The following is a 15,073-nucleotide window of genomic DNA, read 5'->3' as shown; positions in this document are numbered from 1 at the left end:
GATTATGAGTATAAAAGTGGATACGAGTTTAGACTGTAAAGGATTGGCTTGTCCGATGCCAATTGTGAAGACGAAAAAGGCGATGGAAGGGTTGGCAGCAGGGAAAGTTATTGAAATAGAGGCGACGGATAAAGGTTCTACGCTAGATATACAAAGTTGGTCAAGTAAAGTAGGGCATCAATATATTGGAACGAAACAAGAGGGAGATATATTAAAGCATTATGTACGAAAAGCCCACGAAAATGAAGTAAATGAAGTTGTGAAGTATCCTCATACAATTACGAATGGGGAATTGCAAAATATATTATTAAATGGTGAAGAGTGCACTGTATTAGATGTTCGTGAAGAAGCGGAATTCGTCTTTGGTCATATTCCATCCGCAATTTCGGTGCCGTTAGGTGAATTAGATAGTGCTATGTTAGAGCGTGCGAAACCTATTTATGTTGTTTGCCGAACTGGTAATCGTAGTGATATAGCGTGTCAAACGTTGAAAGAAAAAGGTTTTTCGAACGTGAAAAATGTCATTCCAGGTATGTTAGAGTGGCAAGGGAACATGGAAAAATAAATTTTTTTAAACGAAAATATACCTATGGGGGTAATTGAATGGTCGCTAAGATGTTACAAGCAAAAGATGTCGCAGAGAAAGTTTTATTCGGAGAGTTATTTATTTTAGATGTTCGTAATGAAGCGGATTATGAAGAGTGGAAAATTGAAGGGAAACAAATCTCTTCTATAAATAAACCGTATTTTGATTTATTAGATGGTGTAGAACATATTGTAGATGAATTACCGCGGGAGAAAGAAATTTTAGTCGTATGTGCGAAAGAGGGCTCTTCGCAATTTGTTGCAGAGCAATTGTTAGATGCTGGTTTCAATAATGTTCTTTATTTAGCTGGTGGGATGAAAGCTTGGAGTGAATATGTAAAGCCGTTAAAAGTAGGAGATGTACAGGGCGGAGGAAGTATATATCAATTTAACCGTCTTGGAAAAGGCTGCTTATCTTATATGGTCGTTTCAAATGGTGAAGCAGCAGTCATTGATGCGGTGAGAACGATTGAGGCGTACGAAGATTTTGCAAAAGAACACGGAGTTACTATTACGAATGTAATGGATACACATCTACATGCAGATCATATTTCAGGTGGGCGTAAGTTGGCTGAAAAAGTCGGTGGTACGTATTGGTTACCTCCAAAAGATGCGGAGGAAGTTGTTTTCTCGTACGAACCGCTAGTAGAAGGCACTGTTATTACGGTAGGGGGTACCCAAATTAATATTGGCGCGTTATACTCACCGGGGCATACGATTGGAAGTACATCATTTATTGTAGATGAGACGTATTTATTATCAGGTGACATTTTATTTGTAGATTCAATTGGTCGTCCCGATCTTGCCGGGAAGGCGGAAGACTGGGTGAGTGATTTACGAAATACATTATATAAGCGCTATAAGGAATTATCTCAAGAGTTAATTGTTTTACCAGCTCATTACTCAAAAATAAGTGAAATGGATGAAAATGGGATCGTGAGTGCTAATTTAAAACAATTGTTTGAAGTGAATGCAGGATTAAATATTAAAGATGAGAATGAATTCCGCAAAATTGTAACGGAGAATCTACCACCTCAGCCGAATGCTTATCAAGAAATTCGTCAAACGAATATGGGGAAAATCCATCCGAGTGTGGAAGAAGAGCGTGAAATGGAGATTGGTCCAAATCGTTGTGCAGTTCATGATTCATTATAAAATAACAAACTGGAGGAATAGATGATGAATATAAAACAAGTATTAGATGCGAAAGATTTAGCATGTCCGATGCCGATTGTAAGAACGAAGAGAGCGATGGATACTTTACAATCTGGAGAAGTGCTAGAAGTACATGTAACAGATAAAGGGTCGGTAAAGGATATTCCAGCATGGTCAAAAACAGGCGGTCATGAAATAGTAAAGCATAATATAGAAGACGATGTACTGAAGTTTTGGATTAAGAAGGCGTAGGGAAAAACTAGTTTTGTAAAGGCGGAGAGGTAGGTTATATGAATACAATATTAAGCACGCTTTTCATTGTACTTGCTGCATGGTTTGTTATTTCGCGTTTGTTACCGGTGAAAGATGTTCAAAATATAAATGGAAAAGAATTAAAGGGTATAGTGGGAAAAAAGGGAAAACAATTTATCGATGTTCGTACAGTAGGTGAATATAGAGGAAATTATATGAAGGGGTTTCAGAATATCCCGCTAAATGAGTTAGCTAGTAAAGTAAATCAGTTAGATAAAAATAAGGAAGTAATTGTTATTTGTCAGAGCGGGATGAGAAGTAAGCAAGCAGCAAAAGTATTAAAAAAATTGGGGTTTCAGCGCATTATAAATGTTTCAGGCGGTATGAACGCTTTGTAAGGGGGAAAGTAGTATCGGGTGTAGCTAGATAATTTGAGCCTTTTAATAATTTTTTAAATACCCCTATAGGTAATTAGGAGGAGAATATCATGGAACAACAGAAGAAAACGACGATTGTTTTATTTAGTGGAGATTATGATAAGGCGATGGCAGCTTATATTATTGCAAATGGTGCAGCGGCGTACGATCAAGAGGTGACTATTTTTCATACTTTCTGGGGTTTAAATGCCCTTAGGAAAGATGAGCATGTGAAAGTGAAGAAAACGTTTATAGAGAAAGTGTTTGGAAAAATGATGCCGCGCGGCGCTGATAAGATGGGATTATCAAAAATGAATTTTGCTGGTATGGGGCCAAAGATGATTAAAGGCATTATGAAGAAGCATAATGCGATGCCTTTACCAGATTTAATTGATATGGCGAAAGAACAAGGGGTTAAGCTTGTAGCTTGTCAAATGACAGTAGATTTATTAGGGTTAAAAGGGGAAGAGATTATGGAAGGGGTAGAGTTTGCAGGAGTAGGTGCATATTTAGCAGATGCTTCGGATGGGAATGTGAATTTATTTATTTAAATCACCTTCTTTTTAGAAGGCGGGGGATACAATATGAGTTTAACAGTACTACTTTTTATTATTGGGTTTATAGGCTCGTTTATTTCAGGAATGGTTGGGATTGGCGGGGCAATTATTAATTATCCGATGATCTTATACATTCCGGTATTGTTAGGGTTTGCTGGATATACATCACATGAAGTGAGTGGTATTACAGCGATTCAAGTATTCTTTGCAACTTTTGCAGGCGCGTGGGCGTACCGGAAAAGTAACGATATGGATAAAACGTTAGTTGTGTATATGGGAGCTAGTATATTAATAGGAAGCTTTGTAGGAAGCTTTAGTGCAAATCTATTAAATGAGCATGCTGTAAATGTTGTTTATACAATATTAGCTACTATTGCGGCTGTTATGATGTTTATACCGAAGCGAAACGACTGTAAAGATTCAGAAGGACCTATGTATAATAAATGGCTAGCTAGTATGTTAGCGTTGATTGTAGGAAGTGTTTCCGGCATTATTGGGGCTGGTGGTGCATTTCTTTTAGTCCCGATTATGCTAGTTGTTTTAAAACTACCGATACGTACGACAATAGCAACCTCTATTGCTATTACTTTTATTTCCTCGATAGGAATTACTACTGGGAAAGTGATTACTGGACAAATAGTTGTTATTCCGGCTCTTATCGTTGCGATAGCAAGTTTATTTGCCGCTCCGCTTGGGGTGAGAGTAGGGAAGAGAGTGAATCAAAAAGTTTTGCAATACGTATTGTCTACTTTAATTGTAGGAACTGCGATAAAGATGTGGGTTGATATGATATCGAAATAAAAAGATGGTGCTCTTGTAGCACCATCTTTTTATTTACGCCCAAATAACTTTCATTAAGTTCTTATATTCATCGTTTGCCAGTTTATATAGCATTCTCGTATGTTCAAAGACAAGTGCGGGATTAAAATTTGGTTCTGAGAATGCAAGAGATGTTGAAATATCAATTGCATTTTGTTTGTTTAGCGTGAATTTTGCAAATCGATAAGATGTGTTTAATTCATTGATGACATGTAAAATGTCATTTTTTGATGTTGAATCAGGTACAAGAGCAACATTGAAGCAGTATATATCCACAGCAGGATGTTCGCTTTGGAAAGCAGCGATAAGTTGAATTTTTGCGCCAGCTTCTGTTTCTAATCCTACTGAAAAATGTACCGAACCATCATTTTCATCTATATTTTCTTCCATGTATATATCGTTTGATTTTAAGTACTCTTTAAAATCTGAAATGTTATGTTTTACTGCAGCTTTCATATGTATGAGCCCCCTGATAATTGGAATAGATTACTACTATTTATTATAATTTAAAAATATTAAAAAAGATAGTTGGAAAGTTCTGATTTTTTTTGAAAGCATTAAAAAGAAGCAGTGCTCTACCTCCATAGAGCACTGCTTCACTTTATTCATTGTCATTAGACGATGTTTCTGTATCTTCACTGTTATTCTTATTTTGAGTTTCATCGTTACTTGATTCGCGTTCACTCGTATTTTCAGACTTAGATTCTTTTGTTTTCTCTGGGCTTGTTTTTTTCGAATCAGAATCAGATTTTGTATAGGCAGGTAGTCCAAGGTGACTACGAAGTTCATTTGTAACATTAGCTAATTCTTTTTTATCTGGATTGTAGTAGTAAGTTCGGCCACCACCAGATGACTTACTACATGTATCATCACCTTTTGCCATGTAACAATCTTCACCTTCAATTTGTAATTTCTCAATTGAAGAATCTGCACCATATTTATAGAATGAAAGCATATCGTCGAATGTTAAGTTTGTAACGAATTGTCCGTTAATATCATCAATGATGTTACCAACTTTTGTTACGGATCCAACGCTTGTTAGTTTCTTTAAAATGGCTTCGATAACGAGTTGCTGACGTTGACCACGCATCGCATCACTATCAACGTGTCGTGTTCTAGCAAGAGCAAGAGCTTCTTCACTATTTAACTTTTGAACACCTTTTTTCAGGTGAATTGCATCGGCGTTATCATTACTATCTTGTTCAGTAAATTCAACTGGTACATCAACTTCAATGCCACCTAAATCATCAACGATTTTCATGAATGATTTAAAGTTGAATTTTACAAAGTAATCGACAGGAACATTCATTAATTTTTCAACTGCATCAATACTTGCTTGTGGTCCACCATCTTTTCCGTTTTTGGTAGCACCGAATGCATGAGCGTGTGTAATTTTATCTTTTTTCTTTTCTACTGGAATATAAGTATACGTGTCTCGTGGAATACTTAATAGTTTTACAGTTTTGCTATCTTTATTAAACGTTGCAAGTAATAGTGCATCCGTTCTTATAGCTTCACCATATTCTTTCCCACGGACATCGCTTTCATCAACACCCATAATTAAGACAGATACATTATTTGTAATAGGTTTTACAGCTTTATCACGCAAATCAGATTTATCACCGCGCGCTAAATCGTGAGCGGCATTTCGAATAGCAGAAGATGCTTTATTTACTAAAAACCAAGTATAACCGCCACCTATTATTAAAAATAATAAAATAACGCTTATAATAATTTTTGTTTTTTTCTTACTATTTCTCGGTTTAGTTCGTGTATTTTCTTGCAAAGATGGGTTTTGCTCCATTTCTTGTACTCCTTCATTTGAATTGAAATACGACACTCATATCCACTTATTATAATGAAATTTAGCGAAAAAAAACATTACAAATCATTTACATTTCGTAAAAATTCAATTTATTTATAAAAAGTTAGATTTTCTATATTTTATTTTTAAGATGTAGAACAAGTATAATGTGTTTTAGTAGAAATGAAAATACGTATTGTGAGAAAGTGATAGAGAAGTAAGATTTGTTGAAATATAGCCAAGAAGAAGCGGTTAGCTTTAAAAGCATTTCTTATATAATAAAGAAGGATTTTACGGATGAAGGAGAGAGCGTAATGAATCATACACCATTCCGAGCAATTGTCGTGAAAGAAAAGGAAAATAATCAATTTGAAAGAAAGCTTGTTGAGAGAGAAGTAAATAGTTTACCTGAAGGAGACGTATTAATACGTGTTCATTATTCTTCATTAAATTATAAAGATGCCCTTTCAGCTACTGGTAATAAAGGTGTAACGAGAACATATCCTCATACACCTGGCATAGATGCAGCGGGAGAGGTAGTTAGTAGTGAAAATAACGCCTTTCAGGAAGGCGATCAAGTTATTGTAACTGGGTATGATTTAGGTATGAATACTTCTGGTGGTTTCGGAGAATATATTCGCGTGCCATCATCTTGGGTTGTTCCTTTACCAAAAGAAATGTCTTTGAAGGAAAGTATGATGTACGGGACAGCCGGTTTTACAGCTGCCTTATCGGTATATAAGCTCATTAGAGCGGGAATTACACCTAGTATGGGAGATGTTTTAGTAACGGGTGCTACGGGCGGAGTAGGCAGTGTAGCAGTTAGTATTTTAGGGAAGCTAGGATATAGCGTAGTAGGGGCAACAGGGAAAATGGAAGAGAAAGAGATGCTGCTACGTTTAGGTGCAAAAAAGATGATTCGCCGTGCGGAGTTGAGTGATGAATCAGGAAGACCGATGCTTAAAGGAATATATGCTGGGGTTGTCGATACTGTAGGCGGGAACATGTTAGAAAGTTCTTTAAAGGTAGTGAAGTATGGAGGCTGTGTAACAACGTGTGGTAACGTAGCAGGGCATGAATTAAATACAACTGTATACCCATTCATATTACGAGGGATTAGCCTTTTAGGAATAGATTCAGTTCAATGTCCAGTAGATGTGAGAAGAGAAGTGTGGGCATTGTTAGCCGGTGAGTGGAAAAACTCAGAGCTATTATCTTATACAGAAGAATGTACATTAAAAGAATTAGATGAGAAATTTACACTTATACTGCAAGGAAAGTTAAAAGGAAGAACGGTTGTAAAGGTGAAATAAAAAAAGAGACGCTCAAATTAGCGTCTCTTTTCTATTATAATGATTGTTTTAAATTTACTTTTCCTTGTTCACCTAAAACGCCATCAGCAATATTTACAGCGTGATCACCGATACGCTCTAAGTTACTTACCATATCAACGAAAATGATGCTTGCATCACCTGAACAGCTACGTTCGTTCAGACGTAATACATGACGTTTACGAAGAACACGTTCCATTTGGTCAATTTTACGTTCTTTCGCAATAACCGTTTGAGCTAGTTCAGTGTCGAAGTTTGTTAAAGCATTGATTGCATCTTGTAATGTTGAAATTGTTAATTCAAGCATTTCATTTAATTCAGCTAGTGCCTCATCTGATAGTGAAACGCGGTTTGAAATTTGGAAATCTACAAGTTCTACTAAGTTTTCTACATGATCACCGACACGTTCAATATCTCCAACAACACCTGCTAGAACTGAATGCTTTTCAGAGTCTGTATGTGAAAGTGGTTTTTCTGATAGTAAAACTAAATACTCGGTAATTTTTTTATCTAAATTGTTAATAGCTGCTTCTAATTGCGTAGCCATATCAGCGTGTTTCTTTTCTTGTGTATTTAAAAATTGGTTTGCTTCTTTTAATCCTTGTAAAGAAAACTCAGCCATGCGAACAATTTCTTTTTGCGCTTCTGTTAGCGCGATAGCAGGAGATTGTTCAATAAAGATTGTATTTAAATGTTGCGGTTTGAAATCAATAGCAGAATCTTCGCCGCGAATAAGTTTTGTTACAATCCATGCTAATACAGCGATGAATGGGAATTGAATAAGTGCATTTGTTACGTTAAATGTTCCGTGGGCAAATGCGATTGTCATTTCTGGATTTAAGTTTAATGATGTTTGGAAATATTGAATTAAACTTGTAAATGGTACTAATAAAATCGTAAAGATTATTGTACCGACGATATTAAAGATAACGTGAACTAATGCTGCACGTCTTGCTGCAATAGAAGTACCAATTGCTGCTAATACAGCTGTAATTGTTGTACCGATGTTATCACCGAATAATACAGGAAGGGAAGCTTGTAAATCGATTGCACCCTGGCCAAATAGTTCTTGCAAAATACCGATTGTCGCACTTGAACTTTGTACGATTAAAGTGAAGACTGTACCAACAACGATTCCTAAGATCGGGTTATCACTCATACTAACCATTAATTCTTGGAATGACTCTAAAGAACGAAGAGGTTTCATACCTGCGCTCATTAATTCTAAACCGAAGAATAACATACCAAATCCGAATACGACTTGACCTAAAGACTGTACTTTTTTATTTTTAAAGAAGAATAATAAGATTGCTCCAACTGCCATAATTGGAAGAGCGTATTCTCCGATTTTAATTCCGATAATAAATGCAGTAACTGTCGTTCCGATGTTCGCACCCATAATAACACCGATTGCTTGTCTTAATGTCATAAATCCGGCACTTACAAGTCCGACTGTTAAAGCGGTTGTTCCTGAACTTGATTGAATTAATACTGTAACTAACATACCTGCTAGTACACCCATAAGAGGGTTTGTTGTAAAACGATCTAGAATATCGCGAAGACGATCTCCAGCTGCTTGTTGCAGTCCATCGCCCATGTATTTAATCCCGAATAAGAAAATACCTAATCCACCAATGAACTGGAAGATCATATCTTGAATATTGTATTCCACGCATTCCACTCCTTAAATTTCATGTACGATGTAATTATTAACTAAACCTTGAGGCACTGTAAACGATTTATTAGTAAAATTTACACTAAATTTACAAAGTGATAAAAAGTTTACAAATCTTTAAAGAAACACCTGGATTTAATTGGTTTTTTAGATGATATATCTGATTGGTTTGTAAAAAAGTCACATTTGTCACACTATTTTTGAATAGTAAAAATAGGAGAGATAAACTATCCAAATTGGATGTGCTAAGTAAAGGTTCACCTTATTTATAATAATAGTTCTTTGCATATTTTTTGATTAAAGTTAGAAAAATATGTAGTGGAAATGGGGAGGTTTGAAATGAATGTATTAAATGAAAGTAAAAAATGATTAAATTATTTTAAACTGTTTTCTTTTGAGATGCCCGCAACAATAAAAAAGAGCAATTCGCATATGAATTTGCTCTGCTTTTTTATGTTAAAAACTTTCGGTGCTTTGCATTTTAACAATTATGCAAAGTGTTTTTTCTTTATTTAGAATCGTCATTATGCTCCATAGTTATGACGACATTTCCCTTCTTATGTCCTTTTTCAACATATATGTGAGCTTCAATAATTTCCTCAAAAGTGTATCGCCTATCAATGACCACTTTTATTTTACCGTTCTCAACAAGTTCTTTAAGGAAATTTAATGCTTCGGAAGTTTCAGGTGCGTTTTGACTTAATATGAGTTTCACGCGACTTGTTAATTTAGTCCAGAGCATTTGAGCACTTGGTAATGGTTCAACGATATTTATATAGGTACCATCTTCCTTTAACATTTTAATGCACTCTGAAAAGGGACTCCTGTTTACGGCTTCAAAGATAACATCATAAGTTTCGTCTGTAGTAGAAAATTTTTTTGTGGTGTAATCAATTACTTCGTCAGCTCCTAGAGATTTGACCAATTCTAAATTGGAGCTACTGCACACACCTGTAACTGTTGCGCCGAAATACTTGGAAATTTGTACTGCATAACTTCCGACACTTCCAGAAGCTCCGTAAATAAGAATGTTTTGACCGCTTTGAAGGTTAGCTTTCCTAAGGAAAAACAAAGCTGTACGTGCTCCAATTGGGATGGCTGCGGCTTCTTCATAGGATATATTGGAGGGCTTCATGCACACTGCTCCACCTTCAGGTAGACAAATATACTCAGCATAAGAACCAAAATTCACTTGGGTAGCTGCAAAAACTTGGTCTCCTTTTTTAAATCGTGTGACGTCTTTTCCTATCGATTCAACTTCACCAGCTAATTCCATTCCGAGTATTTGTTTTTTCGGTTGCTTAAAGCCAAGTGCGATTCGAGCGGGTAGCCAAACAGAAGGGGGAACCGTAAAACTTCGTGAGCGAATATCTCCTGCCGTTACGGTTGTCGCTTTTATTTTTACTAGTATTTCATTGTCCTTAGGAGCAGGTTTTTCTATCTCTTTCAGTTGAAGAACGTCGGGGAGACCGTATTTTGTGTACACTATTGCTTTCATTAATATTTCCTCCAATTCGTTCTATATATTAATATCATACGAACAACATGAATAAATAGAACAGCGGTTCACTCTTCAATACAATGCAAAAAGCAGTGTGATTTTTTTAGGAATCCACTGCTTTTTACGAATGTGTATACATGATTTTTTGGTCCAAGTACTTCGAAAAAGAACCAATTAGCATTACCCAACGGCTTTTTCTTTTGTTTTATCCCCCTGTTTTTGCTTCCGTAAGCTTGTAATATAAATGAAAAGAAAAGCAATAAGTAACAGAGAGGAATAGCGATATACAGTTGCATAGTTGGTAAAGTGTGCAATGAATCCAAAAATAATCGCTCCAGCACCAATTCCAAGGTCAAATGCTGAGAAGAATGTTGCTGTTGCTACTCCTCGTCGGTGCGGTGCTACTCGGTCAATCATCCATGCTTGTAGTGCCGGTTGAATTGCTCCGAAACCACTGCCGTAGCATGCTGCGGCAATAATTAAACTCGGAATTGTAGTTGTATACGACAGCAAGATAATACCTGTAAACGTAATAATAACTCCTGGAATGATGACAAATGTATGGCCTTTCGTATCATATAATCTTCCAGAAAACGGACGAGTTACAGCGATTGCAAGTGCGTTAAATAAAAAGAAGAGACTGATATCAGCAATCCCGACTTCCGTAGCAAATAATGTGATAAAGCTCCCAATTCCCCCGTACATTAACGTAATACATAATATTAATAATGAAGGAAGTAAAGCTTTACGCTCAATAAATCCATCAAGAAAGGTACCAGATGTTTGCTGTGGTGGTTGCGGCGATTTTTTGATTTGAAGTAGTTTCGTTAATATTAATGAAACTATTGTGCATGAAAGTGCACATAAAAAAAGAATCGTGAAGTTATATGCTTGCATAAGCCAAAGTCCAATAAGTGGACCGAGCGCCATGGCAATAGTTCCAGAAAGACCGAAATACCCCATGCCTTCACCGCGGCGAGCTTGCGGAATTAAATCTGAAACGACAGTTCCGTATGTAGTCGTTGTAATACCAAAACCAGCTCCGTGTAAAATTCGAACGGCAAGCAATAGGAAAACGGTTGAAGCGAAAAGATAACTGCCCATAGCGAGTAAACAAATAGCGGTACCGATCATTAAAATGATTTTTTTGTTGAATTTTTGCAAGGCATTTCCAGTTAGCGGCCTAATAAAAAGTGCTGCAACGGTAAACATGCCGACAACGAATCCGATATTTGAACTTGTGCCCCCAATTTCTTTCACATAAACAGGTAAAGTTGGAATTAACATTTGAAATCCTAAAAACATACATAAGTTTGCTAGAATTAGCGAAATAAACTCTTTTGTCCATAACGGTTCTCGTTTTACGAGTATTGCCTCTCCCATATATTCATCCCCTATATAAAAGTTTTCTCTGTTCTTTCGAGTATATGTATTGGTCAACGTCACAGTCAAGGAAGGTGCCTTGAAAACGTATAACAATTTTCGAGGCAAAAAAACTGACAAATTTGTGGAAAGACTACACAATTTTGAAAAAAAGATGTAAAGTATAGATGTATAGACTAGTAGTTGTTATGAATGATAGAAATTATTTTTTCTTTAAAGAAAGCGGATTCAAATGGTAGTGGACGAGAAGGGGATACATACTTTTTCACTACATATATTTGAAAAGGTTTACAATATGATGAAGAAAGAGGCGTGTACATATGAGACGATTAGGTATTTCTATTTATCCAGAACATTCGACAGTAGAGGAAGATAAAGAGTATGTAACATTAGCAAGTAAATACGGATTTACACGTGTATTCACATGTTTATTATCTGTAGATGGCGAGAAAGAGACAATTATAGAAGAGTTTAAGGAAACGATCTCTCATGCGAATGCATTAGGGTTCCAAGTATTAGTTGATATTAGTCCAGCTGTTTTTGAACAACTAGGTATTTCGTATAATGATTTATCGTTCTTCCATGAACTAGGTGCTTATGGTATTCGTTTAGATGTTGGTTTCTCAGGTTTAGAAGAATCAATTATGACATACAATCCATACGGCTTAAAAATTGAGATTAATATGAGTAACGGTACGAAGTATGTAGATAACATTATGAGTCATAGACCAAATCGTGAAAATTTAATTGGCTGTCATAATTTCTATCCGCATCGTTATTCAGGATTATCATACGATCATTTCATTAAATGCTCGAAACAATTTAAAGATTACGGTATGAGAACAGCTGCTTTTATTGCATCATTCGATGCAACATATGGACCTTGGCCAGTAACAGAAGGGTTATGTACATTAGAGCAGCATCGTGAATTACCGATGACAACACAGGCGAAGCATTTGTTTGCGACAGAATTAATTGATGATGTTATTATTGCGAACGCGTATGCTTCAGAAGAAGAATTACAAGCACTAGGTGCATTAAATAAAGAGAAACAAACATTTGATATAGGACTATATGATACAACAACAGAATTAGAAAGAATTATTGTGTTAGACGAACCGCATTTTTATCGCGGAGATGTATCTGAATATATGATTCGTTCTACACAGAGTCGTGTGAAATATAAAAAAGAAGAGTTCAAACCGCATAATACGCGCGAAATTAAACGCGGTGATCTTTTAATTGATAATGAACAGTATGGTCAATATAAAGGTGAATTACAAATTGCTTTAAAAGATATGGTGAATACAGGAAAAACAAATGTAGTTGGCCGAGTTATAGAGGAAGAAATCTTCTTATTAGATTATTTACAAGCTTGGGATAAGTTTGGATTCACGCTAAAGAAATAATGAACGCGGGATAAAGTGAAGCTTTAATCAGTGGGAATTTAGTTCATCCCCACTGATTATTAGCCCACACCAATCGGGATAAAAGGGAAAAAACTACTGATTTCAGTGGCTTTTTCCCTTTTATATAAAGAGCGAGAGGAAGAGCTATGACAAAAGTGCATCAGCGATTAATTTCTATTTTAGAGGAGTTTTTAGAAGAGAAATCGATGTTAAATCGAGCTTTTTTAGCGAGCCGTTTACATGTATCAACGAAGACGATTCAAAAGGATATAAAATTATTAAATGATATGTTGGAAGAACACGGAGCGAAAATTGAATCACAAAGGGGGAATGGATACGAACTAGAAATTATAAAAACTAAGAAGTTTGAAGATTTTTGCGTAAATGTATTTCAAAAACAGACGGAAAAGATTCCCACTTCTTATGAAGAAAGAGTAGCGTATATTTTACAACGTATTTTAACGACAGATGGGTATGTGAAGCTTTCGCAGCTAGCGGAAGAGATTTATGTGAGTAAATCTACTGTAAACTTAATTATGAAAGATGTTACGGATATTTGTAGTCGCTATGAGTTACAGATTGAAAAAAGACCATATTATGGTATACGTATTGTGGGAGAAGAATTTAATATTCGCTCTTGTTTATCACAATATGGTTTACCACGTTATGACCATACTCCGTTTCATGAGAACTATGAGCAGACGGACACATATTTATCGTTACCCCATATTTCTCTCATCCGCTCGGTTATACTAAAGTATATCGAGGGAGGAACGATATATTTATCAGATATAGAAATTGATAATTTATCAATTCATATTGCGATTGCTTTAAAGAGATGCAGGGATGATCATTACATTCAAGCACTGCATGTAGAGGAATCTGAACTTATCATAAAGAAAGAATATAAAATTGCGAAACTGATTTTAGGAAATTTAGGGGAAGAGTTAAAACTTCAATTTCCAGAAGAAGAAATTTTATATGTGACGATGCATTTATTAAGTACAGCTGTTACAGCAAGAGATCGCTATGAAAATGTGGAAGGACTATTAGGGAAAGACGTATATGCATTCATGCAACATATTCTTTTCAAAGTAGCGGAAGAACGGAATCTTACTTTTTATTATGATGAAGAATTATTATTTGGTTTTGGTGTTCATTTAAAAACGTTATTAAATCGTTTGAAATATAAATTAAATACGAGAAATCCTCTTTTAGCAGAAGTGAAAAAAAATTATCCATATGCTTTTGAAATTGCAGTTCTCGTTGGAGATATAATTGGTGAATATACGGGTGAATCCATTCCAGAGAGTGAAATTGGTTATATTGCCATTCACTTTGGAGGGGCGATGAGCCGTTTGCAAGAAAATAATCAAAAGAAAAGATGTTTATTAGTTTGTGCGACTGGTCAAGGGAGTGCACAGCTACTGAAATATAAAATTCTATCACAGTTTCGAGATAAATTAGAGATTGTAGGTATTACAGGCTATTATCAATTGAAAGTAGAAGACCTTTATAAAGATAAAGTAGATTGTATTATTAGTACGATTTATATACCGAGTGGTTTGCCTGTACCAGTTATAAAAGTGAACTCAATATTTGATGATAAAGAGATTAAATCGATTGGTCAGCAGTTATTTACGCATGTGGATAATAGTGTGAAGCAATATGTTAAGGAAGATTTGATCTTCTTAAATCGTAGTGCTTCTACGAAAGAAGAGGTTATCCAGTTTTTATGTGAGAAAGCTGCTGAGAAAAACTATGTACCTGCAAACTTTTATGCTTCTGTTATGGAGAGAGAGAACACATCTCCTACAGCGGTTGGGAATTTAGTTGCGATTCCACATCCGATGCAGTTATTAAGTGAACAAACATTTTTGATGTTTTGTACACTTGATAAAGCTGTTGATTGGGGAGATAATAAAGTACAAGTTATTATTTTATTTAGTGTGAAGCGCAATAATAATGAAGATTTACAAAAGCTTTATGATTTTTTATATGATATTATGTCTAGTCAGAATACGATAGAGAAATTAACTCAGGCTGAAGTAATTGAAGATTTCCAAGAGATATTATTATCTTTATAAGAAAAGTATATAAAAACTTCCGTTACATAACGGAAGTTTTTTATGTTTAATTGTATGCGTTTTCATAATAAGATAAAAATATAGAAAAAACATAGCTGG

14 protein-coding genes are annotated in these 15,073 nt (G+C 35.5%); 9 read left to right on the top strand and 5 right to left on the bottom strand.

Annotation, left to right across the window (positions count from 1 at the left end; all coding sequences use genetic code 11):
- The first annotated feature begins 4 nt into the window (after positions 1-4).
- From MKX77_RS20220 to MKX77_RS20195, 6 genes are all read left to right on the top strand, one after another.
- Positions 5-565: a sulfurtransferase TusA family protein gene (locus MKX77_RS20220; protein WP_341307629.1), complete on the top strand. Its 561-nt coding sequence runs from the start codon at positions 5-7 to the stop codon at positions 563-565.
- A gap of 38 nt (positions 566-603) precedes the next feature.
- Positions 604-1,740 (top strand): MBL fold metallo-hydrolase, encoded by a 1,137-nt coding sequence (locus MKX77_RS20215; RefSeq protein ID WP_341307628.1) that lies wholly within the window; start codon positions 604-606, stop codon positions 1,738-1,740.
- A gap of 21 nt (positions 1,741-1,761) precedes the next feature.
- A complete protein-coding gene (locus MKX77_RS20210) occupies positions 1,762-1,992 on the top strand; it encodes a sulfurtransferase TusA family protein (RefSeq protein WP_341307627.1) in 231 nt (76 codons plus the stop codon).
- A gap of 38 nt (positions 1,993-2,030) precedes the next feature.
- On the top strand, positions 2,031-2,390 hold the full coding sequence (locus MKX77_RS20205) for a rhodanese-like domain-containing protein (protein ID WP_341307626.1): 360 nt from the start codon (positions 2,031-2,033) through the stop codon (positions 2,388-2,390).
- A gap of 89 nt (positions 2,391-2,479) precedes the next feature.
- Complete coding sequence (locus tag MKX77_RS20200) at positions 2,480-2,959, top strand: DsrE/DsrF/DrsH-like family protein (RefSeq protein ID WP_215555318.1); 480 nt, start codon at positions 2,480-2,482, stop codon at positions 2,957-2,959.
- A 33-nt stretch (positions 2,960-2,992) separates the two neighbouring features.
- A complete protein-coding gene (locus MKX77_RS20195) occupies positions 2,993-3,766 on the top strand; it encodes a sulfite exporter TauE/SafE family protein (RefSeq protein WP_215555319.1) in 774 nt (257 codons plus the stop codon).
- Positions 3,767-3,799: 33 nt separating this feature from the next.
- On the opposite strand, the gene MKX77_RS20190 is transcribed toward MKX77_RS20195, so the two are convergent.
- Positions 3,800-4,240, bottom strand: coding sequence for a hypothetical protein (locus tag MKX77_RS20190; RefSeq protein ID WP_002010734.1), 441 nt, complete (start codon positions 4,238-4,240; stop codon positions 3,800-3,802).
- Positions 4,241-4,385: 145 nt separating this feature from the next.
- Positions 4,386-5,588: an LCP family protein gene (locus MKX77_RS20185; protein WP_215555320.1), complete on the bottom strand. Its 1,203-nt coding sequence runs from the start codon at positions 5,586-5,588 to the stop codon at positions 4,386-4,388.
- Between the two features lie 314 nt (positions 5,589-5,902).
- Here MKX77_RS20185 and MKX77_RS20180 point away from each other — a divergent pair, with 314 nt between their 5' ends.
- A complete protein-coding gene (locus tag MKX77_RS20180) occupies positions 5,903-6,901 on the top strand; it encodes a YhdH/YhfP family quinone oxidoreductase (protein ID WP_215555321.1) in 999 nt (332 codons plus the stop codon).
- 34 nt (positions 6,902-6,935) lie between these two features.
- Here the strand turns inward: MKX77_RS20180 and MKX77_RS20175 are convergent, their stop codons facing one another.
- The 3 genes from MKX77_RS20175 to MKX77_RS20165 form a co-directional block, all read right to left on the bottom strand.
- On the bottom strand, positions 6,936-8,591 hold the full coding sequence (locus MKX77_RS20175; RefSeq protein WP_341307625.1) for a Na/Pi cotransporter family protein: 1,656 nt from the start codon (positions 8,589-8,591) through the stop codon (positions 6,936-6,938).
- A 511-nt stretch (positions 8,592-9,102) separates the two neighbouring features.
- Positions 9,103-10,092 (bottom strand): NAD(P)-dependent alcohol dehydrogenase, encoded by a 990-nt coding sequence (locus tag MKX77_RS20170; protein WP_341307624.1) that lies wholly within the window; start codon positions 10,090-10,092, stop codon positions 9,103-9,105.
- A gap of 183 nt (positions 10,093-10,275) precedes the next feature.
- Positions 10,276-11,478, bottom strand: a complete 1,203-nt coding sequence (locus tag MKX77_RS20165) for an MFS transporter (RefSeq protein WP_341307623.1) — start codon at positions 11,476-11,478, stop codon at positions 10,276-10,278.
- 320 nt (positions 11,479-11,798) lie between these two features.
- On the opposite strand from MKX77_RS20165, the gene MKX77_RS20160 reads away from it, so the two are divergent.
- The gene (locus tag MKX77_RS20160) at positions 11,799-12,887 is read left to right on the top strand and encodes a DUF871 domain-containing protein (RefSeq protein ID WP_341307622.1); all 1,089 of its coding nucleotides are present in this window, start codon (positions 11,799-11,801) and stop codon (positions 12,885-12,887) included.
- Positions 12,888-13,033: 146 nt separating this feature from the next.
- Complete coding sequence (locus MKX77_RS20155) at positions 13,034-14,974, top strand: BglG family transcription antiterminator (protein ID WP_341307621.1); 1,941 nt, start codon at positions 13,034-13,036, stop codon at positions 14,972-14,974.
- Positions 14,975-15,073: the final 99 nt, after the last annotated feature.

The organism is Bacillus sp. FSL R9-9410, from assembly GCF_038050385.1.
Lineage (GTDB): Bacteria > Bacillota > Bacilli > Bacillales > Bacillaceae_G > Bacillus_A > Bacillus_A cereus_U.
Note: the sequence above shows the minus strand (reverse complement) of the source record. Positions and strands in the feature narration are given on the sequence as shown.